The sequence below is a fragment of the Streptomyces sp. NPDC020742 genome, from assembly GCF_040641675.1.
In the GTDB taxonomy this organism is placed as follows: domain Bacteria; phylum Actinomycetota; class Actinomycetes; order Streptomycetales; family Streptomycetaceae; genus Streptomyces.
Window position 1 is genome coordinate 47,603 of record NZ_JBFAEA010000006.1, and the last position, 25,613, is coordinate 73,215.

General features: G+C 72.7%; 20 protein-coding genes. 7 read left to right on the top strand and 13 right to left on the bottom strand.

Features of this window, described 5'->3' with window-relative positions; all coding sequences use genetic code 11:
* The first annotated feature begins 136 nt into the window (after positions 1–136).
* Positions 137–1,024: a radical SAM protein gene (locus AB0G84_RS13410; RefSeq protein ID WP_361319333.1), complete on the top strand. Its 888-nt coding sequence runs from the start codon at positions 137–139 to the stop codon at positions 1,022–1,024.
* Positions 1,021–2,163 (top strand): methyltransferase domain-containing protein, encoded by a 1,143-nt coding sequence (locus AB0G84_RS13415; RefSeq protein ID WP_361319335.1) that lies wholly within the window; start codon positions 1,021–1,023, stop codon positions 2,161–2,163. Before AB0G84_RS13410 ends, AB0G84_RS13415 begins: the two co-directional genes overlap by 4 nt.
* Before the next feature lie 136 nt (positions 2,164–2,299).
* Here the strand turns inward: AB0G84_RS13415 and AB0G84_RS13420 are convergent, their stop codons facing one another.
* The 3 genes from AB0G84_RS13420 to AB0G84_RS13430 are packed head-to-tail and all read right to left on the bottom strand — an operon-like array spanning position 2,300 to position 8,164.
* Positions 2,300–6,061, bottom strand: coding sequence for an SDR family NAD(P)-dependent oxidoreductase (locus tag AB0G84_RS13420; protein ID WP_361319337.1), 3,762 nt, complete (start codon positions 6,059–6,061; stop codon positions 2,300–2,302).
* A gap of 1 nt (position 6,062) precedes the next feature.
* Entirely contained in the window at positions 6,063–6,986 is a 924-nt protein-coding gene (locus AB0G84_RS13425; protein ID WP_361319339.1) for an arylamine N-acetyltransferase, read from the bottom strand.
* On the bottom strand, positions 6,983–8,164 hold the full coding sequence (locus AB0G84_RS13430; RefSeq protein WP_361319341.1) for a nucleotide disphospho-sugar-binding domain-containing protein: 1,182 nt from the start codon (positions 8,162–8,164) through the stop codon (positions 6,983–6,985). Before AB0G84_RS13430 ends, AB0G84_RS13425 begins: the two co-directional genes overlap by 4 nt.
* A 149-nt stretch (positions 8,165–8,313) precedes the next feature.
* Between AB0G84_RS13430 and AB0G84_RS13435 the strand changes: the two genes are divergently transcribed.
* A complete protein-coding gene (locus AB0G84_RS13435; protein WP_361319343.1) occupies positions 8,314–9,339 on the top strand; it encodes an LLM class flavin-dependent oxidoreductase in 1,026 nt (341 codons plus the stop codon).
* A 110-nt stretch (positions 9,340–9,449) separates the two neighbouring features.
* Here the strand turns inward: AB0G84_RS13435 and AB0G84_RS13440 are convergent, their stop codons facing one another.
* Genes AB0G84_RS13440 through AB0G84_RS13460 form a run of 5 tightly spaced genes read right to left on the bottom strand, consistent with a single transcriptional unit; the run spans position 9,450 to position 14,585 of the window.
* Complete coding sequence (locus tag AB0G84_RS13440) at positions 9,450–9,926, bottom strand: pyridoxamine 5'-phosphate oxidase family protein (protein ID WP_361319345.1); 477 nt, start codon at positions 9,924–9,926, stop codon at positions 9,450–9,452.
* Positions 9,923–11,137 (bottom strand): nucleotide disphospho-sugar-binding domain-containing protein, encoded by a 1,215-nt coding sequence (locus tag AB0G84_RS13445; protein ID WP_361319347.1) that lies wholly within the window; start codon positions 11,135–11,137, stop codon positions 9,923–9,925. The genes AB0G84_RS13440 and AB0G84_RS13445 overlap by 4 nt, the downstream gene beginning before the upstream one ends.
* Positions 11,138–11,159: 22 nt before the next feature.
* Positions 11,160–12,362, bottom strand: a complete 1,203-nt coding sequence (locus AB0G84_RS13450; protein WP_361319349.1) for a cytochrome P450 — start codon at positions 12,360–12,362, stop codon at positions 11,160–11,162.
* Between the two features lie 18 nt (positions 12,363–12,380).
* The gene (locus AB0G84_RS13455; RefSeq protein ID WP_361319351.1) at positions 12,381–13,517 is read right to left on the bottom strand and encodes a cytochrome P450; all 1,137 of its coding nucleotides are present in this window, start codon (positions 13,515–13,517) and stop codon (positions 12,381–12,383) included.
* A gap of 12 nt (positions 13,518–13,529) precedes the next feature.
* Positions 13,530–14,585, bottom strand: a complete 1,056-nt coding sequence (locus tag AB0G84_RS13460; protein WP_361319353.1) for a methyltransferase — start codon at positions 14,583–14,585, stop codon at positions 13,530–13,532.
* Between the two features lie 132 nt (positions 14,586–14,717).
* On the opposite strand from AB0G84_RS13460, the gene AB0G84_RS13465 reads away from it, so the two are divergent.
* Genes AB0G84_RS13465 through AB0G84_RS13475 form a run of 3 tightly spaced genes read left to right on the top strand, consistent with a single transcriptional unit; the run spans position 14,718 to position 17,083 of the window.
* On the top strand, positions 14,718–15,161 hold the full coding sequence (locus AB0G84_RS13465; protein ID WP_361319355.1) for a DUF1772 domain-containing protein: 444 nt from the start codon (positions 14,718–14,720) through the stop codon (positions 15,159–15,161).
* Between the two features lie 33 nt (positions 15,162–15,194).
* The gene (locus AB0G84_RS13470; protein ID WP_361319357.1) at positions 15,195–16,229 is read left to right on the top strand and encodes a methyltransferase; all 1,035 of its coding nucleotides are present in this window, start codon (positions 15,195–15,197) and stop codon (positions 16,227–16,229) included.
* A 47-nt stretch (positions 16,230–16,276) separates the two neighbouring features.
* Positions 16,277–17,083: a tyrosine-protein phosphatase gene (locus AB0G84_RS13475; RefSeq protein ID WP_361319359.1), complete on the top strand. Its 807-nt coding sequence runs from the start codon at positions 16,277–16,279 to the stop codon at positions 17,081–17,083.
* A gap of 110 nt (positions 17,084–17,193) precedes the next feature.
* Here the strand turns inward: AB0G84_RS13475 and AB0G84_RS13480 are convergent, their stop codons facing one another.
* From AB0G84_RS13480 to AB0G84_RS13490, 3 genes are read right to left on the bottom strand one after another with little or no spacing between them, the layout of a single operon-like run.
* Complete coding sequence (locus AB0G84_RS13480) at positions 17,194–18,129, bottom strand: NAD(P)-dependent oxidoreductase (protein WP_361319361.1); 936 nt, start codon at positions 18,127–18,129, stop codon at positions 17,194–17,196.
* Positions 18,130–18,151: 22 nt separating this feature from the next.
* Positions 18,152–19,165: a Gfo/Idh/MocA family oxidoreductase gene (locus tag AB0G84_RS13485; protein ID WP_361319363.1), complete on the bottom strand. Its 1,014-nt coding sequence runs from the start codon at positions 19,163–19,165 to the stop codon at positions 18,152–18,154.
* On the bottom strand, positions 19,162–20,553 hold the full coding sequence (locus tag AB0G84_RS13490; RefSeq protein ID WP_361319365.1) for an NDP-hexose 2,3-dehydratase family protein: 1,392 nt from the start codon (positions 20,551–20,553) through the stop codon (positions 19,162–19,164). Before AB0G84_RS13490 ends, AB0G84_RS13485 begins: the two co-directional genes overlap by 4 nt.
* 101 nt (positions 20,554–20,654) lie before the next feature.
* Between AB0G84_RS13490 and rfbC the strand changes: the two genes are divergently transcribed.
* Positions 20,655–21,266 (top strand): dTDP-4-dehydrorhamnose 3,5-epimerase, encoded by a 612-nt coding sequence (gene rfbC, locus AB0G84_RS13495; protein ID WP_361319367.1) that lies wholly within the window; start codon positions 20,655–20,657, stop codon positions 21,264–21,266.
* A gap of 35 nt (positions 21,267–21,301) precedes the next feature.
* Here the strand turns inward: rfbC and AB0G84_RS13500 are convergent, their stop codons facing one another.
* Together AB0G84_RS13500 and AB0G84_RS13505 are read right to left on the bottom strand one after the other, a co-directional pair.
* Positions 21,302–24,832, bottom strand: coding sequence for an ABC transporter ATP-binding protein (locus AB0G84_RS13500; protein WP_361319369.1), 3,531 nt, complete (start codon positions 24,830–24,832; stop codon positions 21,302–21,304).
* Entirely contained in the window at positions 24,825–25,544 is a 720-nt protein-coding gene (locus AB0G84_RS13505) for a VC0807 family protein (protein WP_361319371.1), read from the bottom strand. Before AB0G84_RS13505 ends, AB0G84_RS13500 begins: the two co-directional genes overlap by 8 nt.
* Between the last annotated feature and the right edge of the window lie 69 nt (positions 25,545–25,613).

The window sequence follows — 25,613 nt, forward strand, 5'->3', positions numbered from 1 at the left end:
CGCACCTCGCCTACCTCACCGACCGATGCCTTGTGCACCAGGAACGGCCGCAGCCGTACGGCACGCAGCACCGGGCCCCACCGACTTCCCGTGGCATCCCCGCGGGTACCACCCTCACCAACGAAGGGACGGCACCATGAGCGCCGCGACCGCCTTAAGGGCCATCCGCTCCGTCGAGCTGGAGATCACCGGCAAGTGCAACATGAGGTGCACGCACTGCTGCACCGACTCCAGCCCGGAGACACCGGCCGGCGCCATGACCCGTGACGACTGGCACCAGGCCCTCACCGATATGGCCGAACTCGGCATCCCCATGGTGCAGTTCATCGGCGGCGAGCCCACGCTCAGCCCGCACCTGCCGCAGTACATCGAGCAGGCTCTCGACCTCGGCCTCGGCGTCGAGGTCTACTCCAACCTCGTCCACATCCGGCCGAAGCTGTGGAGCGCCATGGACCGAAAGGGGGTCTGTCTGGCGACCAGCTACTACAGCGACCGCGCCGACGAGCATGAGCAGATCACCAAGGGCCGCGGCAGCCACGCCCGCATCCGCGCCAACATCGTGGAAGCCGTACGCCGCGGGATCCCCCTGCGCGCCGGGATCGTCCAGGTCCTCGACGAGCAGCGCGTCGAGCAGGCCGAGGCCGAGTTGCGCGCCCTCGGGGTCGAGCGCATCCGTATCGACCGCGTGCGCAAGGTCGGCCGCGCCGCCGACCCCACCGAGGCGACACCGAGCGTCGGTGAGTTGTGTGGGCACTGCTTCCGTCACCGCGTCACCATCAGCCCCGACGGTGAGGTATCCGGCTGCATCCTCTCGCGCTTCCTGCCGGCCGGAAACGTCCGGCAGCAGCGCCTCGCCGAGATCCTCCACAGCGACCGTTGGGCCGAGCTCGCCGCGACCGTCCCCATGCCGCGCGCTGGCGGCTGTCCCCCCGACGACTCCAGCGACTGCAACCCGGCCAACACCACCGCCTGCGCCCCGAAATACGAGTTCGCCCCCACCCCGATCCTCGGAGCCTCCGCATGAAGTGGGAACCCCATGCCGCATCGCTCGCCCACGAGGTGACGCACCGCGCCTCACGGTGGCGTGAGCCGATCGCCACCGTCCCCCGGCATCTGTTCGTCCCCCGCTGGTGGCGCCGCGCCCGGACCGGATGGGAACTGCACGTCGGCGCCGACAACGAACAGCACTGGCTCGACGTCGCTTACCGCGACACCTCGCTGATCACCCGCGCCGGTCCGCTGCACGCCGACCACGCCTCACCCGCTGATCGCCCCATCGGCCGCCCCACCTCGTCGGCGACCCTGCCCAGCCTCGTCGTGCGCATGCTCCAGCACGCCCGCCTCGACGACGGCGACAGCCTGCTGCACATCGGCACCGGATCCGGCTACACCGACGCACTCGCCGCCCGCCGGCTCGGCTCGGGACAGGTGACGAGCGTGGACGTCGACCCCTACCTCGTCGAGTCGGCGGGCGTCCGGCTCGCCGACATCGGGCTGCGCCCCACCCTCGTGGCGACCGACGGCACCGGCCCGCTTCCCCTGCCGCCCGGCAGCACCGACCGCATCGTCTCCACCGTCGCCGTACGCCCCATCCCCGGGAGTTGGCTCACGGCTCTCTGCCTTGGCGGCCGGCTGGTCACCACCCTTGCCGGTACCTCTTTGCTCATCACCGCGGAGAAGGACGAGGACGGAGGGGCATTCGGTCGGGTCGAATGGGACCGTGCAGGCTTCATGCACACCCGCAGCGGCAACAACTACCCGGCCGGCGACGACGAGTTGCTCGCCACCGCGCGGCACCATGACGGCGAGGACCTCAGCACGGGCCCGTTCCCGGTCGTCGACGTCGCCAGTGCCTGGGACCTCGCGAGCATGCTCGATCTCATCGCCCCCGGTATCGAGCACGACTACCGCGAGGACGACGAGCAGCGCACGGCCCTCATGACGCACCCCGACGGCTCATGGGCGCGCGCCACCGGCCGCGGCACCGACCGCCCCACCGTCCACCAGGGCGGCCCCCGCCGCCTGTGGGACCTCCTCGACCAGGTACGTAACGACTGGCTCGCCAGCGGCGAACTGCCCGTGCGCGGCGCTCACGTCTTCATCAAGCCCGATGGGACGACCCTCCTCGCCCGCGGCGACTGGCACACCAAGATCACGCCCTGAGGCAACACTGCCCCGGCAGCCGTTGTGGCCGGCTGCCGGGGCAGTGCGTTCCGCTGCGAGCACAGGGCTGACCACACACGGCGTCTCGGTGCCCCCGGTGCGGTGGGCGGAGCGCGGCGTCGGTCGGGCCGTGCCCTCAGCCCTCGGGGACGGGGACTCGCGCGGCGATGAGGCCGAGCAGGTCGTGCACGGTGGATTGGGCGAACAGGGCCGAGCGGGGGAGCTCGACCCCGTAGGCCCCTTCGAGGCGGGCGTGCAGGCGGAGCAGTTCCACCGAGCTGAGGCCCATGTCATAGGGCCGGTCGGCGGCGGAGACCGGGCGGTCGGTGAACTCCGCGAGCTGCGCGCAGAGGACCTCCAGGGCCGCGCTCTCCCCGGCGGTGCGGGGAGCGGTGCCGTCGGGCGTGCCGGCGTCGTCGGCGGCGGGCCGCAGGAGCAGGTCCTCGGCTCCCACGAGGCGGGCGCGGACGTCGGGCACGGCCGCGTTCAGGCCAATGCAGTAGACCCCGGACGGCTCGGGCAGCAACAGGCGGGTGAGCGTCCGGGCCCGCTCGGGCGGTAGCGCGAGCACGCCCCGGCGGACCACGGCCGCCTCATAGGGGTTGTCGGCATTGAGGCCGAGGCCGTCCCACAGGCCCCAGGAGAGGCTCTGGACGTGCAGCCGCCCGGACTCATGCTCGACCAGTGCCTCGGCGAAGGCGTTGCCCGCCGCGTAAGCCGAACAGCCCGCGAAGGTCAGCGCCGAAATGAGCGAGGAGAAGACCACCAGCCGCGCACCCGGCCGCTCGCGGACGCACGCCAGCACATTGAGCAGGCCGCCGACCTTGGCGTTCGCCGAGGGGTCCCAGTCGCGGAAGTCCTCTTCGGCCAGGGGGCGGACGCGGTAGGAGTCGGCGAGGTGGAAGGCTCCGTCCAGCGGCGCGCCCCATGCGGCTTCCGCATCGGCGATCGCGCGTTCCAGCGCCGCGGCGTCGCACACATCGGCCTGCCGCCGGATCACCCGGTCCCCCGCCGGCCCGGCGGGCACACTACGGCCCACGACCAGGACATCGGCACCGTAACGGTCCACCAGGTCGGCGACGAGCCCGGCGCCGATGCCGCCGGCGCCGCCCGTCACCAGATAGCGGCCGCCCTGGATGACGGAAGGGCCGGCCGGCCCGGCCGTCCCCGCCGGCTCGAACTCCCGCACGTGCGGGAGACCGTCCCGCCAGGCAACCTCGCCGTACCGGACGGAACGGTCCGCCAGCGCCGTCAGCAGGGTCTTCGCGTCGGCCTCGGCACAGTCGCCCGGCAGGTCGATGTGGACGCCGGTCACCTCGCGGTTCTCGGCGGCCATCGCGGCGGTGAGCACCGGGGTCTGTGCGGCTGGGTAGCAGACGCCGTCGCCACCGGCACCGGCGATGTGGCGCAGTCGCCGGCTCACCGTCACCAGCCGGTACGGTCCGGGGCCGTCCAACAGAGCGCGGCAAGCCGCGACCAGGTGCGCGCCGCAGCGGGCGGCGGCATCACGAGCGGCGTCGCGGTCGGCCACCGGGTCGACGGTCGGCAGATAGCTCCACAGGTAGCCCAGGGTCGTGGGGCGGACGCCCTCGGCGTCGAGCTCGGCGCGCAGCCGTCGCCAGTCCTCGGGCGCCTCGGGGTTGAGGACGTAGCCGTCACCGGTACAGGCGAAACGCGGCCCGGGGCGCACCGTGACGACCTCCCCGGCCAGCCCCGCCGCGGTGAGCGCCGCGCCCAGTCCCAGTGCGTCGGTGAACAACAGCGTCGCACCCGCGGGGACGGTCCGTTCGGCGGGCTGTGGTTCCAGCGCCGTCCAACACGGCCGGAGGACGCCGTCACGGATGCGGGCCGTCTCGATCGCCTCGGCCGTCTCGTCGAACTCACCGGCGGCCATCCGGGCGACCAGCGCGGCCCGCTGGACCTTACCGCTGGTCGTGCGCGGGAACTCGGACTCCACGACGGGCAGGACGTGCGTGGGCGTCAGCCGGATCCGGGCGGAAACCGTGGCCCGGATCCGGTCGATCGCCGCAGGCGACGGCGCGGCCCCCGGCGCGGGCACGTAGAAGACCGCGAGCGTCTCGCTGCCGGTGGCCGGGTCGGGCACCCCGCAGGCCGCGACCAGCCCGGTGGCCACCTCGTCGAGCGCGCCGACGGCCTCCTCGACCTCGTGGCAGAGGTACTTCTCGCCGTTGATGACCAGCAGTTCCTTGGCCCGCCCGGTGATGACGACCTCGCCGTCGAGCAGGAAGGCCAGGTCGCCGGTGTCGAACCAGCCGTCGGCGGTGAACGCCTCCGCGTTGGCCGCCGGGTTGTCGAGATAGCCGGGCGTGACCCTGGGGGAACGAACCTGGAAGCGGCCGATGACGGCCTCCGGCAACACCGTGCCGTTCCCGTCGGCGATCCGTACGGCGCAGCCGGGCGCGGCCGGCCCCATGCTCATGAACTCGATGCAGTCGGCGTCGGGCACGTCCGGTCCGGCCTCCCGGATCCGTCCGCCCAGCGTCGACGTGAGGATCCGGCGGACGCTGCCGGGCCTGGCGAAGTACGAAGAGGTGCTGCAGGTGGCGGTCTCCGCCATGCCCCACATGTGCACGACGGCGGTCGCGTCGATGCCGTGCGGCGCCACGGCGTCGAGGAAGTCCCTGATGACGGCCGGGCTGCACTGCTCGCCGGCGTTGAGCACGGTCCGTACGGCCGACAGGTCCCAGGAGCCGGAGGACCCGGCGAGCGCGTCGGCCAGCATCCGGTAGGCGAAGTTCGCCGACCACGTGTGGTGCACGCCGTACCGTTCCATCACCTCCAGCCAACGCAGCGGCTGTTCGACGATGTACGCGGTCGGGGCGTGGATGCCCTCGCAGCCGAGCACCACGTCCCTCAGGAGGTACATCACCACCGGGGCGACGTGGTCGAAGGGCAGCCAGTTGAAGCTCGTCTCGCCGGGCCGCACCAGTCCGACCTGCCGGGCGCAGAGCGCGTTCTGCACGACGGCCCGGTGCGTGACCGGGATGACCTTGGACTTGCCGGTGCTGCCGGAGGACAGCGCGAGCACCGCGACGTCCTCGGGCCGGGCGGGGTGCGCGTCGGGGCACTCGGGCGAGCGGCGCAGCGGCGACATCGGCCAGCAGTCCGGTCCCGTCCCGCCGTAGAGGGCGCCCACCCCGGCCAGTTCGGCCGCGAGGGCGTCGTCGCAAAGGACGGGGGGACGCCCGAGGTCGCGCCACGCGTTCATCAGCTTGTCGAGCACGGGACCGGTGCGGTCGAACGCGGGCGGCGCGCTGACCGTCACGAAGGGGATGCCGCCCAGTACACACGCCCACACGGCGGGGAAGTAGTCGGCGAGCGTGGAGAACACCAGGATCGCGGGGCTCCCGGCGGCCAGGCCGCGCCGACGCAGTCCGCCGAGCACCCGGCGCGCGTCGGCGAGCAGCTCCGGGTAGGTGCCGCGCACGTCGCCCTGCCATGACACGGCCCGTACGCCCAGCTCGGGGAAGCGGGTCGGCGACTGGAGGATCGCCTCGGTGACCGTCTCCGGATCGGACGGAAGGATCTCCGGCTCGGGCCCGTGGGTCACCGCTGCGGGCCGTGGGGCCCCGGCCTCCTGGGCTTCGGCGGCCTTCCGCGGGGCCGCGGCCAGGCCCAGCAGTGCTTCGAGGTCCGGGCCGCCGCCCGCCAGCCGGGGAACCCGGTGGATCGCAAGGGTCTCGACCGGCCCCTGGGTCACCTGGTCCACCAAACCGCCCACCTGCGCCAGGACGTGATCCCGGTCCGCCCCGGCGGCGGGCACCAGATAGACCACGGTCCGGTCCTCGCACGAGACCACGACGCAGTCCTGGACTCCGGTCAGATCGGCCACGGCGAGTTCGAGGTCGGCCAGTCGCTGCGCGATCACCTGGGTCATGTCAGTCCTCCGTCTTCGTTGCAGTGTCCTGGCGGTCCCGGCCGACGCCGAACGCGTTCCGGAAGGCGTCCTCGGCCCAGTTCGTCCGGAAGCGCTCCCACATCGCCTGCTTGCGGGCGGGTGACACGGTGGGCAGGTCCATGCCGAACACCTCGGCGAGCAGGGTGAAGTAGTCCTCGGGAGCCTCGATCGCACGGCTGGTGCGGCCGTCCGGGCCGACGGAGCTGAACCGGCAGCCGATGATCTCGTCGAAGCCGTCGGCGCGGTGCCGCTTGACCCAGCCGAACCGGAAGAAGACCGACATCTCGCCGTCGGCCATCCGGTCGAAGACCGCCGCGAACTCGGCCTCGTCCGCGGGCCCGGGGCCGAAGTCGACACCCCGGCAGGATTCCCGCGGGTCGTAGTCGACCCGCCAGCCCAGCCGGGTGGCGCGCACGGTGTAGGTGAACGCGCCCTGTTCGTAGGTCCCCGGGCGCAGCGGCAGCGGCCGCACAAACCCTTCGCCCGAGCCGACGTCCAGGATCCAGCGGCCCTCGGGGTTGCCGGGCGACGGCAGCCCGCCGACGGTCAGCACCAGGTGGGTGCCGTTCGGCCCGACGGGCTGGGGGTTGAAGCCGCTCTGCACCCCGGCCGCGTGCACCGTCACCTGGTAGCCGAGCTCCCGCAGCAGCAGGGTGAAGGCCCCGTTGAGGTGGTAGCAGACCCCGCCGCGGCGCTCCCGGACGATCCGGTCCAGCGCGTCGAGCGGATCGATCCCGGACGGGCGGTCGAGCGTTTCGAAGGGGATGCGGGCCACGTGCGCGGCGTGCAGCTTCGCCAGTTCGGCAGCGGAGGGGAGGGCCGCGGCGACGCCGAGCCGTTCGAGGTAGGCCGCGGTCTGGCCGGCGGACGGCCGCCCGGCCGGACGGGTTGCGGTCACGGTCATGTCAGCCGCTCCTGAAGGATGTCCACGATCTCGGCGGGCGAGGGCTGGGCGAGCATGTCGGCACGCAACTCCCCCGCACGCTGCCGGTAGGACGGCGCTTCGAGCAGCTTGACGACATGAGCGCGCAGCGCTTCGACGGTGGCGTCGGCTCCGGGCAGGGTCAGCCCGCCGCCGCCCTTCTCCATCTGCTGGCCGTGGAACAGTTCGTCGGGCAGCTGCGGGACGACCAGCTGCGGCACCCCGTGGATCAGCCCGGTCATCGTGCCGCCCGCTCCACCCTGCTGGACCAGCACGTCACAGGTGCCGAGCAGGGGATGCAGCGGCACCTGACCGATCCAGGAGACGTTGGGCGGTGGCGTGCCGAACGCCTCCCGCTGGCTGTCCAGGACCGCCACCACCACGTCCACGTCCACGTCGGCGAGGGCCTCGACGACGCGCGGTGCGAGCACCATGTCGTCGAAGCCGAGCCGGTGCTGTGAGGTGCCCCAGGTGACGCACACCCGCGGCCGGTCCGGCCGCTCGTTCGCCCAGGCCGGGACGACCGAGGGGCCGTTGTAGGGGACGTACCGGAAGCGCTGCCGTGCCAGCTCGTAGGGGTACTGCAGGGCGGGCGGGCACGGGTCGAGCGTGAGGTCGCCGTTGACGCCGAGGGTGTCGAGGCCGTACCGCTCGGCCAGGTCGCCGACGACATCGGCCTCGAACTCGGCGAGCGAGGCGGTGAAATCCACGCTCCACAGCAGCCGGACCGCCGGGACGCCCAGGAGCCTGGCGACGAGCGGGCCGAGGAACCCGGCGGGCTCGTACAGCACGAGGTCGGGCCGCCAGGAGCGGGCGAAGGCGAGCGCGTCGTCGGCCTGGGCGGCGGCCGAGTCGGTCGCGATGCGCAGCCCGTTCAGCCGGCGCCGGCGCGTCCGTTCGACCTGGTCGTGGTCGGCGCGGTCCACCGGCTGCGTCGGCTTCCACTTGCGCTGGGCGAGCCGCTCGCGCAGCACCGCGTAGGAGTCGAAGTCCGGTCTCCCGGCTGCCAGCGCCGGAAGGCCGGACCGGCTGATGGCCGGGGCGAGCCCGGGGTTGCTGACTACCGTCACCTCGTGCCCGGCCGCTCGCAGCGCCCAGCACAGCGGTACGAGCGGATTGAAATGGCCGGGGAGGTCCCACGTCGCGGCGAGGACCCGCATGTCCTGTCCCTCCTAGATGTCCCACAGGTGGATGGTCGAACCCTCGGGGAGCCGCCTGGTGAATCCGTCGAGCGACGGCGGTGGCTCGGGTGATCCTCGAAGCCCGCCGCGCAGCATGGGCCGCCACCGGTCACCACAAGGAGTCACTGATGCAGCTTGGGATCTTCCTCAACCGCGAGGGCGCGCTCGCGATGGCCGTGGAGGCCGAACGCCTGGGCTTCGGCTACGCGTTGGCCCCCGAGGGATTCCGGTCGGACGCGGTGAGCGTCCTGGGTGCGGTCGCCGCCGTCACCGAACGGATCAGGCTCGCTCCGGGGGTCATGCAGATTCCGGCGCGCACCCCCGTGATGGCCGCGCTGACCGCGGCCACCTTGAACGACCTGTCGGGCGGCCGCTTCGCGCTGGCCCTCGGCGTCTCCAACCCCGATGTCTCCCAGGGGTGGTACGGCGTGCCGTTCGACGCGCCGCTGGCCCGTGCCCGCGAGTACGTCGAGGTGGTCCGGCTGGCACTCAGCGGCGCCCCGGTGCGCTACGAGGGGGAGCACTTCCGGCTGCCCCCGTCCGGCGGGGGCACCCCCGCGCATCTGCACGCCGCTGCCGTCGGCACCGACCTGCCGGTCTTCCTGGCGGGGGTGCGCCCCGGCAGCCTGCGCCTGGCCGGGGCGGTCGCCGACGGCTGGATCGGGGTCTTCTGCCCGCCGGAGCGGCTGGCGGAGTCGGTGGCGACGATCGCCGCGAGCCGGGCCGAGGCCGGTCGGGACATGGCGGGCTTCGAGGTCCTGCCGTCGATCCCGATCGGGGTGGGCGAGGACGTCGAGCGGGCCGCCGAGCCACTGCGTCCGTACTTCGCCAACTTCCTCGGCCTGGGCAGCAAGGAACGCAGCATCTACTTCGCGCTCGCCGTCCGGATGGGTTTCGGCGCCGCCGCCGCGGAGGTCCACGAGCGGTGTGCGGCGGGCGACCGGGCCGGTGCGGCGCGGGCGGTGCCGCTGGAGTTCATGGACCAGGTCTCGCTCATCGGCGACGCGCGCCGCATCGCCGCCAGGATGGCCGAGTACGCCGCGGCGGGTGTGACCACGCTGGGGCTGACGTCCCTGGCCTTCTCGGTGGACGGGCACCTCGCCAACATCCGGGTCGCCGCCGAGGCCCACCGGCTCCTTCCACAGCCCGTCTGACGCTACGTCACATACGTTGTGATCCACGGGAGAAGGGCACTGGAGCGACGAGGGAGGGGCACGCGTGATCGCGTGCCCCTCCCTGATGTGCGGGTGGCGGTCGGTGTGCCTCAGGCGGAGCGGGCGAGCCAGCGGCCGCCGGCCATGACCGTGCGCTCGGGCATCTCGCCCATGTGACGCCAGGCGAGGATGCGCTGCGGACGCAGCCGCAGGGCGATCACGCCCGGGACCCGCTCGGGGTTGAGGGGCAGCCGTGCGAAGAGGGCCCGGACCTCGGGTGCGGCCTCGTCGGGCTCGGTGAGCTCCACCTCGCCGTCCACCAACACCACGTCACGCGTGGAGCCGAGGGAGGCGCGGGCCCGGGGCGTGCGACGGAGGTTGGCCACCGTACGGCTGCCCCGCTTGGTCATCATGTGGCACGACGCGCCGTCCCAGGCGAAGGCCAGCGGCACCAGGTGCGGCCCGTCCTGCCCGGAGGTGGCCAGCCACAGGTGGTGCTCCTCGGTCAGCATGCGCTCCACATCGGCGCGTCGGGCAGCGAGCGGACGGGGCGGCGGGAACTCCGGTCGGGAAGGGGGCGGGGTCATGTCACTCCTCGGGTGGGGTTCGGTACGGCGGCGAGCCGTTCCAGGTCGTGGACGAGATCTGCCGGACGCGGCTGGGCCCGCATCTCCCGGCTGAGCTCCGTCGCGCGGGCGCGGTGACCGGGCGCGCGCAGCAGGTCCTCCACCCGGGCCCGTACGGCCTCGGCGGAGAACTCCTCACGGGTCAGCAGCGTCCCGGCTCCGGCGGCGGCCAGGCGCTGTGCGGCGAACACCTGGTCGGGAAGCTGCGCCAGCACCAGCTGCGGCACCCCGTAGTGGAGGCCGGTCAACGTACTGCCGAAACCGCCCTGGTGGATCAGGGCGGCGGAGGACGGCAGCAGGTGCTGTAGCGCCACCCCGCTCACCACCCGGACGTGGTCGGGCACGTCGCCGAACCGCTCCAGGTCGCGCGGACCGACCGCGACCACGATCTCGGCGTCGAGTCCGTCCAGTGCGGCGACGACCTGGGGCGGCAGGAACGATCCGTTACCGCCCAGGTCCGTGGTGGTCGCGCCCCAGGTCAGACAGATCCGCGGCCGTCGTGGCGGGGTCCGCGCCCAATCCGGCAGCCGGGCCGGCCCGTTGTAGGGCACGTACCGTACGGGCAGCCGCCGCACCGCCGCGGGGATCTGCATGCTCGGGGGGCACGGGTCTACCGTCAGATCGCCCAGGATGTCCACGTCGTCGAGCCCGAGCCGGCGCGCCGTCGGGGCGAGCAGCGCCGGCACGAGCTCGTGCGCCTGGTAGGTCAGGTCGACGCCGTGGATGTGCCGCACCGCCGGCACGCCGAGCGCCGCGGCGGCCAGCGGTCCGGCGTAGCTGGTCGGCTCGTACATCACCAGGTCGGGGCGCCAGGAACGGGCGATGTCGAGCGTCTCCCCGGCCATCAGGTCGGCCCGGGCGGCGAACACCCCGAAGACCCGGGCGACCTTCTCCCGTTGCGCACGGCTCCAGTGCGCGGCCGAGGCGCCGGGCGGCGGGGCCTCGGGCACGTCCACATGGGCCAGCCCGTTCATGTACCGCCGCCGCAGCCCGGCGTGGTCCACGTCCTCCCCGGCCGCGACGAACACCGCTCCGGAGTCGGTGACGGCCCGGCGCAGCGCCGGCTGGCTGGCCACGCACACCTCGTGCCCCTGCGACCGCAGCGCCCACACCATCGGCACCAGCGGCAGATAGTGCGACGACCACGCCCACGCGGTCACCAGCACACGCATCGGGATGCTCCTTCCCCTTCGCTCACCAGGTGACCGGCAGCTCGACGAAACCCTCCAGCAGCGCCCCCTCCTGGCGGCGCAGCTCCTGCGGGGCCACCGTGAGCCGCAGCCCGGGGAAGCGCTTGAGCAACCGCTCGGTGGCGACCTCCACCTCCAGCCGGGCCAGGTTCGCGCCGATGCAGAAGTGCGGACCCGCGCTGAACGACAGCTGCTTGGCGGCGTCCCTGGAGATGTCGAAGACCCCGGGATCGGCGAAGACGGTCTCGTCCTGGTTGGCCGAGTCGACCGCCGGGATCACACTGGTGCCCGCGGGAATCGTGTAGCCGTCCATCGGGATGTCGGCCACCGCGTAGCGCAGCATCGACACGGACGAGCCGACCAGCTTCCACCGGAGCATCTCCTCGATCGCGCCCGGCAGCAGCGACCAGTCGGCCCGGAGAGCGGCCAGCTGGTCGGGGTGGGACAGCAGCAGCGCCACACCGCCGCCGAGCTGGGTGGCGGTGGTCTCATAGCCGACCAGGAGCAGCAGCCGGCACCACCACTGCAGCTCGTACTCGGCCAGCCGGCCGTCCTCCTCGTCCCGGGCCCGGATCATCGCGCCGATCAAGTCCTCGGACGGCTCGCGCCGCTTGGCCTCGATCAGCTCGCCGATGTAGGCGGACAGCTCGCGCATCGCCGCTCCGATCTCCGGACCCGTGTACCGGCTGACGGAGAGGAAGTGGTCCGTCCACGAGCGGAACCTCGCCGTGTCGGCTGCGGGGACCCCGAGCAGCTCGCACAGCACCCGGATGGGCAGGGGGAACGCCAGCGCCTCGTTCAGGTCCACCGGACCGCCGCGCCGTTCCATCCCGTCCAGCAGCTCGTCCACGACGCGCTCGACGAACGGGCGCAGTGCCTCCACCCGCGCGGGGGTGAACGCACTCATCACCAGGCGGCGCACCCGGGAGTGCTCCGGCGGGTCCGGGTCGATGCGCGGGTCCTGGAACATGTGGTTGTTCTTGGAGATCCGGGCGGCGCCGGGCCGGTTGATGCGACGGCTAAGCCGGTCGTCGGTCAGCAGCCGCCGTACGTCGGAGTACCGGGTGACCAGCACCGCCTCGTCGCCACTGGGCAGCGTCACCGGCACCAGCGGCTCGGCGCGCAGCCCGGCCAGCTCCTCGGGCGGATCGAGCGGACCCGGGCGTGCGAACGGATAGGGACACCGGGCCTTACCAGGCTCTTCCACGGTGCATGCGCCTTTCTGTCACCAGGTGACGGGAACGTCGGTGAACCCCTGGAAGAACAGGTCCTCCTGCCGCCGCAGCTCCGCGCTCGGCACCGCCAGACGCAGTCCGGGGAACCGGCGCAGCAGCGACGACAGGGCGATCTGCAGCTGTGCCCGGGCGAGGGGCGCGCCCGGGCAGTAGTGCTGGCCGGTGCTGAAGGTCAGCTGCGGCCGTTCCGCACGGTCGAGATCGACCTGGTGCGGGCAGCCGAAGGCGGCCGGGTCGTGGTTGCCGACCTCCAGCGCGGGGATGATGCTCGACCCCGCGGGCACGGTCACCCCGGCGATCTCGATGTCCTCGGTGACGTACCGCAGCATCGACAGCGACGAGCCGACCACTTGGCAGCGCAGCAGCTCTTCGACCGCGGTGGCCACGTCCGCGCCGTCGGCCAGGAGCCGCTCCCGCAGCTCGGGGCGGTCGAGCAGCATGACCGTGCAGCCGGTGACCTGGCTGGCGGTGGTCTCGTACCCGGCGAGCAGCAGCAGCGTCGACCACCAGTGCAGCTCCTCCTCGGCGAGCCGGCCGTCGTCGGCGTCGCTGACCTCGATCAGCGCGCTGATCAGCGCGTCGTCCGGGTCGGCACGCTTGCGCTCGATGAACTCACGCATGTACTCCCACGGCGGGGCGCTGGTGTCGCCGAACCGCGCCTGCTCTTCCTCGGGCACGCCGAGCAGTTCGCAGATGATCCGGATGGTCAGCGGACGGGAGAACGCGCGGTGCAGGTCGACCGTGCCGTCCGCCGACTCCGCCAGTTCGGCCAGCAGCCGGTCGACGATCTCCTGGATGCGGGGCCGGAACCGCTCGATGCGGTGCGCGGTGAACGCCTTGCCGATCAGCCGCCGCATCCGGGTGTGCCCGGGCGGGTCCATATCGACCTGCCGGTGGAAGACCTTGGTCTTCTCCGTGGTCATCCGGGCCACGCCCGGCCGGTTGCGGTTCTTGCTCACCCGGGGGTCGGCCAGCACGGCGCGGATGTCGTCGTACCGGGTGACCAGCAATGCCTCGTCACCACTGGGCAGGGTGATCCGCACCAGCGGTTCGGCGTGCACGGCGGCCAGTTCGGCGGGCTGGTCCGTGGCCCCCTTCCAGGCGAAGGGGTAACGCAGGGTCTTCACTGGGGCCTCCGATCAGACCGGGCGGGCCTCGATGATGTGGTGCGGCGGAACCGTCGCCGTGGCGCCGACCAGCTCGAACCCGGCCGCGGCGAGCAGCTGCGTCCACTCCTTGCGGTTGCGCTCCTTGCTGCCGAGGCTGACGCCCATGGCGATGTCCATCGCCTTGCTGAAGTGCCAGTCGTTGCCGTCCGGTACGACGGCGTCGATGACGAAGACGCGGCCCTCGGGCTTGCCGTCCAGCGCCGCCTTGATCCCGCTGAGGATCTTCACGCAGTTCTCGTCGTCCCAGTCGTGCATGATCGCCTTCAGCAGGTAAGCGTCCGGGCCCTGGGGGACCGAGGCGAAGAAGTCCCCGACCACGCACTCGACCCGGTCCGCCACGCCCTGCTCGGCCAGCACCGGGCCCGCACCCTCGATCGCGGAGGCCTGGTCGAACAGCACGCCACGGGCCTGCGGGTGCTTGGTGAGGATCGCCGAGAGCAGCCGTCCCTGACCGCCGGCGATATCGGCGATCGTGGCGAACCGCCCGAAGTCGTACGCCTCGGCGATCTTGGCGGAGATGTCGCTGGTACCGGTCATCGCCTTGTGGAAGACCTCGGCCCACTCGGGCCGCTCCGCCATGTACGCGAACCAGTCCTTGCCACCGCGGACCTTGGGCCCGGCCGGGCGGCCGGTGCGCAGCGTCTCCACCGCGTAGCCGAAGCAGTTCCAGACGCTCTCCTCGCCGTAGAGCGAGGCGAGGTGGCGCAGCGAACCCGGAATGTCGCTGCGCATGAACTGCCCGGTGCTGGTGAGCGCGAAGCGTCCGTCCGGCAGCTCCGCGTACAGACCGACCGACGCCGCGGCCCGCAGGAAGCGGTAGAGCATGCCCGGTTCGGTCTCGGTGGCGGCGGCCAGGTCGGCGACTTCGCGCGGCCCCTCGGTCAGGTGGTCGGCGACGCCCACCTGGGCGAGCACGCAGATCACCGACGAGATCATCTTTCCGGCCAGCAGCTTGAGGATGTACTGCTGCGGGCTGCCCTCGGGCCCTGCCTGCTGGGCGGACGGGGCGGGAGTGCTCGTCGTCATGGTTCTCCTCCGGTTCGGACCTGCCGAGCAGCGTCGGCGGAGCCTTTGGAGCGACGCTCAAGCCCGCGTCGACCGGGTGTCCCGCCAGCGGATCTCGAACCCGCCTCCAACACGCCCCCCGAACCTGCTCCCATGACACCTCTGCTCAGCATCGCCGTCCTGGTCGGCTGCGGCGTCGTGGCCGGAGTGCTGTTCGCGGTCGCGCTCAGCGTCGTCCCCGCCTTCCTCGCCATGCCGCCCGCGGACTACGTGCGGGTGCACCAGCTGGTGGGCCGGCACTTCGACAAGGTCATGCCGCCCCTCGTCCTGTGCAGCGTGGCCGCTGACATCGCCCTGGCCGTACCGGCCTCCGGGGCGCGGGGCCTCTACCTCACCGGCGCGCTGCTGCTGGCCGGGGTGTCGGTGGTCTCCCAGTTCGGCAACGTCCCGATCAACCGCAGGGTCAAGGCACTCACCCCGACCCGCCTGCCCGCCGACTGGCAGGACCTCCGCCCGCGCTGGCGCACCCTCCATCTCCTGCGCACCGCCCTGGCGCTCCTGGCCGCGCTGGCCAACGCCTGCGCGGCCGTCCTCTAGCCAGCACCACCCACCACAGAGACCGAGGCTCGTATGAACCCGACCACCGGCGGGACGCCCACCGCCTCCGCGACGGACGTCAAACGGCTGAGCAACGCCTTCTGCCACGCCAAACTGCTGCTCACCGCGGGAGAATTGGGGCTCTTCGAGGACCTTCAGCGGCACGGCCCCTCCGGGCAGGAGGAACTGTCCGCCCGCGTGGGCCTGCACCCCCGCGCCGCCCGCGACTTCCTGCACGGCCTGGTCCTGCTCGGTCTCCTCGACCAGGAGGACGGCCGCTACCGCAACAGCCCGGTCGCCTCGGCCACCCTGGTTCCGGGCGGCCCCGACCACATCGGCGGCTTCCTGCACCGCGCGAACCACATGCTGTACCCGGCCTGGGGAAAGCTCACCGACGCGGTCACCACCGGCAGGCCGCAGACCGCGGGCGCGCAGGACACCGGCGCGTTCCTCCGCATGCTGAACGACCCGGCCCAACGGACCCAGTACCTGAAGATGATGGACTCGGCCAACGGCCTGGTCGCCCCGCACCTGGCCGAGGCGTACGACTGGGGAAGCGTCGGCGAGGTGCTCGATGTCGGCGGGTGCCGGGGCAACCTGGTCTCACAGCTGATGCTCCGCTTCCCCGACCTCCACGCGGCGGTGTACGACCTAGCTCCGCTGGCCGACGCGTTCGCTGAACACACCGAGCGCCTCGGCGTGGCCGGCCGGGCCGCCTTCCACGGCGGTGACTTCTTCCGTGCCGATCCGCTCCCCGTCACCGCCGACGTCGTGGTCATGGGGCACGTACTGCACAACTGGTCCCCGGAGCAGCGCGCCTACCTGGTGAAGAAGGCGTACGCGGCCGTCCGGCCCGGCGGCGCCCTGCTGATCTACGACGCCGTCCTCCCCGAGGAGCCGGCGGACCTGGCGAGGACCCTGGTCAGTCTCAACATGCTGCTGGTCACCGAGGGCGGCTCGGAGTACACCGCCGCCGAGTGCCACCAGTGGCTGTCCGACGCGGGCTGCCAGGACATCTCCACCCGCCCGCTCGGCCCCACCGACACCCTGATCATCGGCCGCCGCTGATGAGGGCCGCCCGCACGGCCGGCCCACCGCACTCACGAGGAGTCCACATGCCAGCTTTGACCCGTACCTTCCCCGTTAGCCGCCGAAAGGCACTGGCCGGTATCGGCGCGGCCGTCCTCGGCCTCGCCGTCAGCCGCGTCCCCGCCGCACGCGCCGCCGACTACCCACCGGACGACCCGCGCCGGCGCTTCGTCGACGTGGACGGCGCCTTCAACATCCGGGACGTCGGCGGCTGGAAGGCCACCGCCGGCAAGATCGTCCCGCACACCTTCTACCGCGGCAGCACGCTCAGCCGGGTCAGCGATACCGGCTTCCCCCAGCTCTCCGCCCTCAAGCTGGCCGCGAGCGTCAATTTCCTCAGCCGCGCCGAACGCGACAAGAGCGCGCCCGATCGGCTCCCCCCGGGCGTGCGGACGGTCCTGGCGCCCATCGAGGACCCGGGCGGCGGCCGTCAGCCCGGCGGCGACACCACCAAGCCCGACCCGAACGTGCTGAGTGAGTTCCGTGGCTATGTGACCCTTCCGGAGGCCCGCGCCTCCTTCGGCCTCGCCGTCCGCGAGGTCGCGGCGCTGGGCGGCAAGCCGTTCTATCTGCACTGCAACTCCGGTACCTACCGGACCGGTTGGGCCACCGCCGTCCTGATGACGATCCTCGGAGTCGACCGCGCCCAGGTCAACGAGGAGTTCCTGCTGAGCAACCTGACCTTCGGCGCCACCTACGCCTGGACGGAGTACCTGGACGCCGCCTTCCAGCAAGTCGACGCGTCCTTCGGCTCGTTCGACGGCTACCTCGACAAGGGGATGGGCGTCGGCGCCGCGGACCTCCGCCGCCTCCGCCAGTCCCTGCTGGGCTGAGCTCGGCACGACGGCTGTGCACGACAGCACGTGGGGGGAAGGGCGCGTGAAGCGCCCTTCCCCCCACGTTGCGCTGCACGGTGGGCCCCGCGCCGCCCGACGCCCGTGGTTCAGCCGCCGGCGGAGCCGCGCGGCTCCGCCCAGAGGTCGGCCAGGGCTCCGGACAGCGTGCGGGACGCCGACCAGCCGAGGAGCTCCCGGGCGGGCGCCGGGTCGACCCGCAGCCACTCCGCGGCGGACCCCGGAGCGACCGGTCCGCCGGCCTCGGGCTCCCGCTCGATGATCCTGGCCGGTACGCCGCTCAGCTCCACCAGCTCCTCGACCAGGCCGCGGACCGGACAGGCATGGCCGGAGCCGATGTTCACCACCCCCTGCGCGGTCGCGGACGCGGCCGCCACGACGGCGTCCCCGAGATCGCGTACGTCCAGGTAGTCGCGTTCGGCGCGCAGCGGGGCCAGCGTGATCTCGGCCGCCGAGCGGGTGTCCCGCGCCCGGCGGAGCTCCCCGGCCACCCTGCCGACCAGGCTGTGCCGGTGGACGCCCGGGCCGACCGAGTTGGTGGGCCGCAGCACCAGGGCGTTGTGGCCGCTGTCCAGGACGGCCCGGGTGGCGGCGAGTTTGGCACGGCCGTACGCACCGGTCGGACCGATCGGAGAGCGTGCGGTCAGTGCGTGCCCCCGTGGCGTGGGCGCGTGCTCCATGACGCTGCCGAGCTGGAGGAACCGCACCGGGCGACCGTCCACGGCGGCCAGCAGGCGTGCGGTGAGGGTGCCGAACGACGTCTGCAGCTGCGCTTCGTCCAGCCCCCAGTAGCTGCCCGCCGCGTTCACCACCACATCGGGCCCGTGGGCCTTGAGCAGTCGGGGGACGGCTGCGGCCGCGGCGTGCACCGCGTCGAGCGGGAGTGTCAGCCGGGCGCCGGGCACCTCGGCCGGGCGGCGGGCGACGGAGACGACGTCCCAGCCATGGCGCGCGAAGGCCGCGCAGAGGTGCCTCCCCACGAATCCGGTACCGCCGAACACCATGGCCCGGCCGGCGTGCTTCATCCGGAGCGCTCCTTTCCGTTGTTCAGACGAGGTGGGCGAGGCGCCTGATGCGGTCGATCAGCTGTGCCTGGGCGAGGCTGGTGGCCTGGTCCGCCGCGTCGGGGCGTCCGCCCGCGACCTCCGCGCGGAAGGCGGCCAGCACCGCCTGGAACTGGTCGTGCGGCCGCAGCCTGATCCCGTCCGTGCGGCCGTCCATGGTGTGGCGCAGCACCGGCACGTGGTCGGCGGGCGGGGTGAAGGCCCGTTCGACCCGCAGCTCGCCTGAGGGTCCGACGATGTCGTAGTGGCAGCGGTAGGGGCGCCCGAAGCCCCACTCCAGCTGGGCGGTGACCCCTTCCGGGGACACCAGCAGGGCGCTGCCACCGGTGTCGGTGCCGTCCTCGTGGCGCAGGGCCGCTCCGAGCACCTCCAGGCCGGAGCCGAGGTGCATCAGGGCGGCGCGTACGGGATAGACCGCGGTGTCGAGCAGGGCTCCGCCGCCCAGGCCGGCGTTCAGCCGGATGTCCCCGGGCGGGCGGGCGGGCACGGTGAAGGCGGCGGAGAAGGACAGCGGGGCCCCGATGACGCCTTCGGCGACCAGACGCCGCACCTCGGCGTGCTGGCGGTGGTGCACGAACATCATGCTCTCGCGCAGGACCAGGCCACGGCGGCGGGCCAGCTGCTGGAGCCGGGCGACGGCGGTGGCATCGGTGGCGAGGGGCTTCTCGACGAGGACGTGCTTGCCCGCTTCCAGCGCCCGTTCGGCCCAGGGGGCGTGCAGGGCGTTCGGAAGCGGAAGGTAGACGGCGTCGGCACCGGGGTGGGCCAGCGCGGAGGCGTAGTCCGGCGCGGTGTCCGCACCGAAGCGTTCGGCGAACCGGGCCGCCTGCTCCGGGCGTCTGCTGGCCACCACCGCGACGTCCGTGCCGGGAAGAGCCGTCATGGCCGGAAGCATGCGGCGCCAGGCGATGTCGGCCGCGCCGAGGACCGCGAAGCGGAGCGGGGCGTCCGACGGCGAGGCCGCGCCGCACCGCGTGGCGGGGGGTGCGGTGCTCATGCCAGTGCCAGGAGGGCGGCGAACAGGCTGCGGGCCTGCATGTTCAGGTAGTAGCCGTGCCGGAGCAGGTCCATGACCTGACGCGGCGTCACCCAGGTGAAGTCCTCGGGCACGTCCAGCGGGCAGGCGTCATCCACCTCGGCGATCCGGTAGTGGCTCTCGGCGTACATGAACCGGCCGCCCTCCTCCGACTGGAGGGTGTCGTAGACCAGGCGGGCGGGGTCCTCTGCCGCACGGCTGAAGCGCGGCGGCCGGCCGGGGTGGTTGCACGGCTGGTACTGCACCGTGGGGGCGAGTTCCAGCACGTCCATGCAGCCCGCTTCCGACCGGGCGTTCAGCAGGATGTGCAGAACGCCGTTGATGCGGCGGGTGAGGAAGGCCACGACGCCCCGGCCGGCCGGTTCGAGCAGCGGCTGGGTCCAGCCGGGCACCTCCCGGTTGGCGGCGGCGATCTCGGCCGCGAGCACGCGGAAGTACCGGCCCGTCGGATGAGTGATCGCGGCCGGGCCGCGCCGCCACGGCGCGGCGTCGCTCAACGGGATCCGCTGCTGGGTGAGTTCGCGGCGCGATTTCAGATCGGAGATCCAGTGCAGGACCTCCGCGTCGCTGCGCAGCGACCACGATCCGGGCCGCAGCGCCTCGTGGAGGGCGCGGCCGTACGCGCCGCCGGCCGGCTCGTCGGGCAGACACGGAATGCACGACAGGACGGACCGGGCGTCCATGTTCACCACGTTGTCCCTCCGCAGCAGCCGGTTGACCTGGCCGAGCGTCAGCCAGCGGAAGTCGGGGTGGTCGGGTACGTCCTCGACCACCTCGACCAGCATGTTGCGATTGCGCTTGCGCAGGAACCACGAGCCCTGCTCGGACTGCGGCACGTCCACGATCGTCCGGGACCGGGAGCCGTCGGTGAAGTACTCCAGGTACGGGACGGCGCGGCCGCCGTGCACGCCGGTGTGGTTGCTCCTCGTGGCCTGCACGGTCGGGGACAACTGGACGGTGTTGATGTTGCCCGGCTCCATCTTGGCCTGCATCAGCAGGTGCGGCACACCGTCGAACTCCTTGACCAGGATGCCGAGGATGCCGATCTCCCGCTGGTTGATGACGGGTTGGGACCACTCACCGAGGTCACCGGTGACGTGCAGGCCCTCGATCCGGAAGAAACCGCCGCTGTCGTGGACCAGGTCGCCGGTGTCGGACCGGAACCGCCACCCGCGCAGCCGGCTGAACGGGACCGGAGTGACCTCGAACCGGTTGACCAGGCGCTGCCGCGCGAACCAGGCGTCGAATGCGGCGTTGGGGCACCGCAGGCCGTCGTGGGTGCGGCTCGATCGGGCGAACCGGCGGGCCGTCTCCACAGCGGGGTGCGGCACGGACGTGGCAATGCTCATGCCCGGAAGCCTGGCCGTCGTGGTTCAAGAACCGATCGCAGGCGTCTGGACGCCTGCCCGCCCACCAACCCGGCTCGACCGGACGCGGCCAAGGTGGCGCCATGGGAATCGTAATTACGCGAAGCATGCAGGTCAGGCCGTTGCGCATCCCTGACGTCCTGCTGGTCACCTCGACCCCCTTCGCCGACGACCGGGGCCAGTTCTTCGAGACCTATCGGGAGGACGCCCTGTCGGAGGCGGTCGGCCGCCCGGTCCGGATCGTCCAGACCAATGTCTCGGTCTCGCACCGGGGCGTCCTGCGGGGCATCCACGGCACGGCGGTGCCACCGGGTCAGGCCAAGCTCGTGAGCTGTCTGCGCGGCACCATTCTCGATTTCGCGGTCGATCTGCGGGTCGGCTCCCCCACCTTCGGCAGCTACGAGATGACCGTGCTGGACGCCGGATCCGGTGCGGCGGTGTACCTCGGCGAGGGCATGGGCCACGCCTTCTACGCCGTGGAGGACGACACCTGCGTCCAGTACCAGTGCACCGCGGGCTATGTGCCGCAGGACGTCGTCACCGTGGACGTGTTCGATCCGGAGATCGGCCTTCCGCTGCAACTGCCGCGTCCGCCCATCATGTCGCCGGGCGACGCCGACGCCCCCTCGCTGCGCGAACTGCTGGACGCCGGACGGCTTCCCCCGTACGAGGCCTGTCCGGGGCAGGCCGGCTGAGGTCCCGGGGCCGTTGTCCGGCGGCCCCGGTCTCCTCAGTGGACGGCCGCGCCCCAGAGCGCGGCGTAGTGGCCTCCGGCGGACATGAGTTCCTCGTGTCCGCCCACCTCGGCCAGCTGCCCGTCGACCAGCACCGCGACCCGGTCGGCGTGCCTGGCGTCCGCCGGCCGATGGGTGATCATGACGGTGGTGCGGCCCCGGGCGGCACGGAGGACGGCCTCCAGCAGGGTGGGGTCTCCGTGCGAGGTGGCCTCGTCAAGCAGCAGCAGCGCCGGATCGGCCAGCAGCGCGCGGGCCAGGCAGACCTGTTGCCGCTGGCCCGCCGAGAGCGTGCCGGTCCGTTCGTCGAGCACATGGTGATAGCCGCCGGGGAGGGACCTGATGACCTCGTGGACACCGGCCAGTTCGGCGGCGGCCTCGATCTCCGCGTCGGTGGCGTCCGCACGGCCGTAGGCGATGTTCTCCCGGAGGCTGACCGACAGCAGGAACGGCTCCTGGGGCACGTACCCGAGGGCCGCCTGGTCGCCCGCTGGCCAGGCCGAACGGAGCTCGATCCCGTCCAGCAGGACCTGGCCGGCGGTGGGCGAGTGCAGTCCGGCGATCAGCTTGACGAGGGTGGACTTGCCCGCTCCTGAGGCGCCGACCACCGCGAGCGTCTCTCCCGGCGAGACGTCCAGGTCCACGTCGTGCAGGACCTCGGGGCCGTCCTTGTAGCGGAACCCGACTCCGGTCAGCCGGAGCCATGCTCCGTCCGGATGCCACGAAGTCCACGCCCTCGTGGCGCAGCCCTTCAGATCGGGGTCGACGGCGAAGATCCGGCCGATGCGGTCCTGGGAGACCCGCAGTTGCTGCCAGGAGTCGAAGAGCCCGAACATCTGCTGCAGCGCCGGGGATATCAGGCCCAGACACAGCACGCACACGACCAGTCCGGCCGGGTCGACCCGGTGGCCCTGGATCAGCACGGCGCCGATGCCGAGCAGCGCGACCGTACCCAGGTCGAAGACCAGGTCGAGGAGCGGGAAGTAGGTCGCCACCAGGCGCTGGGTCCGCATCCTGGCCTCGGCGTAGCCGCGCGCCGCGGCGCGGAACACCTCCTGGCGCCGCTCGGCCGCCCCGTAGGCCTGGGACTCCCGGGAACCCGCGAGGCTCTCCTCCAGACTGCCGGTGAGCTCGGTGATCCGCTGCCGGGTCATCCGGTACTGCCGCGCCGACAGCCGCTGGCAGACCAGCGCGAGCACCAAGAGCAGCACCAGCGTCGCCAGCACCACGCCCGCCAGTTCCACGCTGACGGTGGTGATCACGACGAACGCCACCAGGAAGGCGCAGAACGCCACCACGATGCTCGCCAGACCGGAGGAGAGCATGTCGGACACCGCGTCGGCGTCGGTCGCGACGACCGTGAGCAGGTCGCCGCCCCGGTGGCGCTCGATGTGATCCACCGGAAGCCGCAGCAGGTGCGACCACAACCGGGTCCGCAGCGCGTGCACGATGCGCTGCCCGACGTCGTTCGTCATCACCATGAGCCCCCGGAGCCCCCCGTACTGGACGGCGACCACCGCGGCGAACGCCGCGCCGTATCCGGCCAGCGCCCATCGGTCACCGCCCAGACCCAGGTCGATCACCCGGCGGGCGAGAACCGGACGGGCCGCGCCGCCCACGGCGTCGAGCAGCACGAGCAGGGCCACGCCCAGCAGGGCCGTCCGATGGGTGCGCAGGAGTTCCGTCCAGCGGAACCGCCCGCCTTCGTCAGCCGGCTCGTTGACGGGCGGTGTCCGCTTCGCGTGGCGCCTGGCGGCCTGCCGCCGTACCGGCTCGGCCTGCGGTGCGGGCGGCGCGGGATCGGCCAGCAGCGCGCGGTAGCCGGCGTGGTCGCGCCACAGCTCTTCATGGGTGCCCTCGGCCACGACGGCCCCGTCGGCGAGCAGCACGACCCGGTCGGCGAGGGCGATCAGCGCCGGACGGTTGCCGACGATCAGCGTGGTGCGACCCGCGGTCGCTTCCCGCAAGGTCTCGGCGATCTCCTGCTCCAGCACGGGGTGCACCGAGCTGGTGACACCGTCGAGGACCAGCACGCGCGGGTCGGTCAGCAGTGCGCGGGCCAGCGCGACCCGTTGCAGCTGCCCGCCGGACAGGCCCAGCCCCCGCGGCCCCACCGCGGTGCCGAACCCCTCGGGCAGGCCGGCGACGAAGTCGGCCAGGCCCGCGCGGGCCGCGGCCGTCTCGACCTCCGCGTCGGTGGCGTCGGGGCGGCCGTAGGCGATGTTCTCCCGGATCGTCCCGGAGAACAGGAACGGGTCCTCGAACGCCATGGTGGCCTGCGCACGGAGCGATTCCAGCGTCACCGAGGCCACGTCGACCCCGTCGAGCAGGACCCGTCCGGACGACGGGTCGTGGAAGCGCGCGGGCAGCATCGCCGCCGTGGTCTTGCCCGAGCCCGACGCGCCGAGCAACGCGACGGTTTCGCCGGGCGCGATGCGCAGCGTGAAGCCGTCGAGCACCGGACGGTCCGGCTGGTATCCGAAGACCACATGGTCGAACGTCAGCTCGCCGGGGCCGTCCGGGAGCGGCCGGGCGCCCGGCCGCTCGACCACGGCCGGCACCGCGTCGAGCACCTCGAAGATGCGGCCCGCCGAGGCCCGTGCCCGGTTCAGCGTGGTGATGGTCTTGGCCAGGACGGCGGTCGGCCCGACCAGCATGGCCAGGAAGCCCGTTGCGGCCAGGAAGGCGCCGACGGTGACCTCGCCGCGCAACGCCAGCCAGCCGCCGACCAGCAGCACGACCAGCTGCCCGGCGACGGGAGCCGCGGTCAGCAGCGCCTCCTTGCGCGCCTGCAGACGCGCCGCGTCCCGGCGCGCCCGGAGCAGCTCGGCCGACTCGTCCCCGACCCGGCGGGCCTCGCGGCGCTCCTGCCGGTAGGCCTTGACCACGCGGATCCCGGCGAGCGTCTGCGACACCGCCTGGGTCAGCTCGCCCTGCCGCTGCTGAGCCTGCCCGGTGGCCTCGCTCAGCTCCCGCCCGCCCCGCTGTGCGAGGTAGACCAGCACCGGGATCAGTAGCGCGGTGCAGGCGGCGAGCGGAGGGCTGATCACCACCATCGCGACGAGGCCGCCCACCGTGAACAGCACCGCGCCGAACGCCCCCGGAAGCGTGGCCAGGGCCCGCACCAGCGTGCCGGTGTCCGAGTTGACCCGGGAGATGATCTGCCCCGACGACAGCTCCTGGCGCGCCGGGCCGCCGAGTTGCTGGCCGTGCCGGTGCAACAGGTCGCGCAGCCGGTACTGCACCTCGGTGACGATCTTCGCCTGGCGGTGCAGGCAGGACCGCTTGGCCGCGAACGTGACCACCGCGATCACCACGAAGAGCACCACCCACCGCCGCGCCTGCTCGGGCTGCCCCTGGACCGCCGCATCGACGATCCGCTGCTGGGCCAGGGGCACGACCGCCGACAGCAGGGAGCCCCCACAGGCGGCCAGGAAGGCCAGGACCAGGTCGAAGCGGTGCCGGCCGAGGAATCGCCACAGCCGGCGCACCCACAAGCCGCGCGGAGCGGACCGCCGATCAGCCACCGACCGCGACCTCCGCCCTGGCCGGCGCCGCCTTCGGCAGCCCGGTCCCGCGGGCCTTCGCGGCGGCGAGCGCCCGTGCCCGCATCGTGGCCAGCAACGGCCTGCCGAGCACCCTGCTGGCCAGCGCGAGACCGACCAGCGCGACCACGGTCGGCAGCGGGGACACCACGACCGCCACGCTCAGCGGGGTGGTGTAGACGATCGCTATCCGGAGCACGGCCGCCACGATGAACCCGACGCCCCAGAGGACGTTGAGCAACCGGAACCGGCGGGCGAACGCCGGGTCCTCGGCCCAGGCGGCGTCCCAGGCGGCCATCAGCCGCGGGTCGCCCTTGGTGATGAAGGGGGTCACCACATCGTTGATCACGGTCCGCCCGAAGAACGTGGTGATCAGGCCGTAGACGCCGCCCAGCGCGGGCACCACGGCCGACTTGGCCAGCACCAGCCGGGCGTCCCCGGTGACGAAGGTCAGGACCAGGCTGCCGACCAGCGTCACCATCATCATCAGCGGGAAGGCGCTGAGCCGGCGCGTCCGGACGCAGCCGACGACGGTGCGCAGCCCCGCCGCGGCCGCCCCGACGCTCAGCGCGAGCACCGGTCCGGCCCCGAAGAGGAAGTGCAGGACGAAGAAGCTGGCCGCGGGCGCCGCCATGTCGAGCAGCAAGGGATACGCGGTACGCGCGGCTGGCCCGCGCAAGACGGTCAACGACATCAAGAGCTTTCCTTCCAGGACCGTGCGACCTGCCCGGTCCTCACCTGTCGGGGCGGTCCTCACCTGTCC

What these genes read in the sequence shown, in the direction of transcription:
- AB0G84_RS13410 (WP_361319333.1), top strand. Translation starts at nt 137, where the DNA reads ATGAGCGCCGCGACCGCCTTAAGGGCCATCCGCTCCGTCGAGCTGGAG.
- AB0G84_RS13415 (WP_361319335.1), top strand. Translation starts at nt 1,021, where the DNA reads ATGAAGTGGGAACCCCATGCCGCATCGCTCGCCCACGAGGTGACGCAC.
- AB0G84_RS13420 (WP_361319337.1), bottom strand. Translation starts at nt 6,061, where the DNA reads ATGACCCAGGTGATCGCGCAGCGACTGGCCGACCTCGAACTCGCCGTG.
- AB0G84_RS13425 (WP_361319339.1), bottom strand. Translation starts at nt 6,986, where the DNA reads ATGACCGTGACCGCAACCCGTCCGGCCGGGCGGCCGTCCGCCGGCCAG.
- AB0G84_RS13430 (WP_361319341.1), bottom strand. Translation starts at nt 8,164, where the DNA reads ATGCGGGTCCTCGCCGCGACGTGGGACCTCCCCGGCCATTTCAATCCG.
- AB0G84_RS13435 (WP_361319343.1), top strand. Translation starts at nt 8,314, where the DNA reads ATGCAGCTTGGGATCTTCCTCAACCGCGAGGGCGCGCTCGCGATGGCC.
- AB0G84_RS13440 (WP_361319345.1), bottom strand. Translation starts at nt 9,926, where the DNA reads ATGACCCCGCCCCCTTCCCGACCGGAGTTCCCGCCGCCCCGTCCGCTC.
- AB0G84_RS13445 (WP_361319347.1), bottom strand. Translation starts at nt 11,137, where the DNA reads ATGCGTGTGCTGGTGACCGCGTGGGCGTGGTCGTCGCACTATCTGCCG.
- AB0G84_RS13460 (WP_361319353.1), bottom strand. Translation starts at nt 14,585, where the DNA reads ATGACGACGAGCACTCCCGCCCCGTCCGCCCAGCAGGCAGGGCCCGAG.
- AB0G84_RS13465 (WP_361319355.1), top strand. Translation starts at nt 14,718, where the DNA reads ATGACACCTCTGCTCAGCATCGCCGTCCTGGTCGGCTGCGGCGTCGTG.
- AB0G84_RS13470 (WP_361319357.1), top strand. Translation starts at nt 15,195, where the DNA reads ATGAACCCGACCACCGGCGGGACGCCCACCGCCTCCGCGACGGACGTC.
- AB0G84_RS13475 (WP_361319359.1), top strand. Translation starts at nt 16,277, where the DNA reads ATGCCAGCTTTGACCCGTACCTTCCCCGTTAGCCGCCGAAAGGCACTG.
- AB0G84_RS13480 (WP_361319361.1), bottom strand. Translation starts at nt 18,129, where the DNA reads ATGAAGCACGCCGGCCGGGCCATGGTGTTCGGCGGTACCGGATTCGTG.
- AB0G84_RS13485 (WP_361319363.1), bottom strand. Translation starts at nt 19,165, where the DNA reads ATGAGCACCGCACCCCCCGCCACGCGGTGCGGCGCGGCCTCGCCGTCG.
- AB0G84_RS13490 (WP_361319365.1), bottom strand. Translation starts at nt 20,553, where the DNA reads ATGAGCATTGCCACGTCCGTGCCGCACCCCGCTGTGGAGACGGCCCGC.
- rfbC (WP_361319367.1), top strand. Translation starts at nt 20,655, where the DNA reads ATGGGAATCGTAATTACGCGAAGCATGCAGGTCAGGCCGTTGCGCATC.
- AB0G84_RS13505 (WP_361319371.1), bottom strand. Translation starts at nt 25,544, where the DNA reads ATGTCGTTGACCGTCTTGCGCGGGCCAGCCGCGCGTACCGCGTATCCC.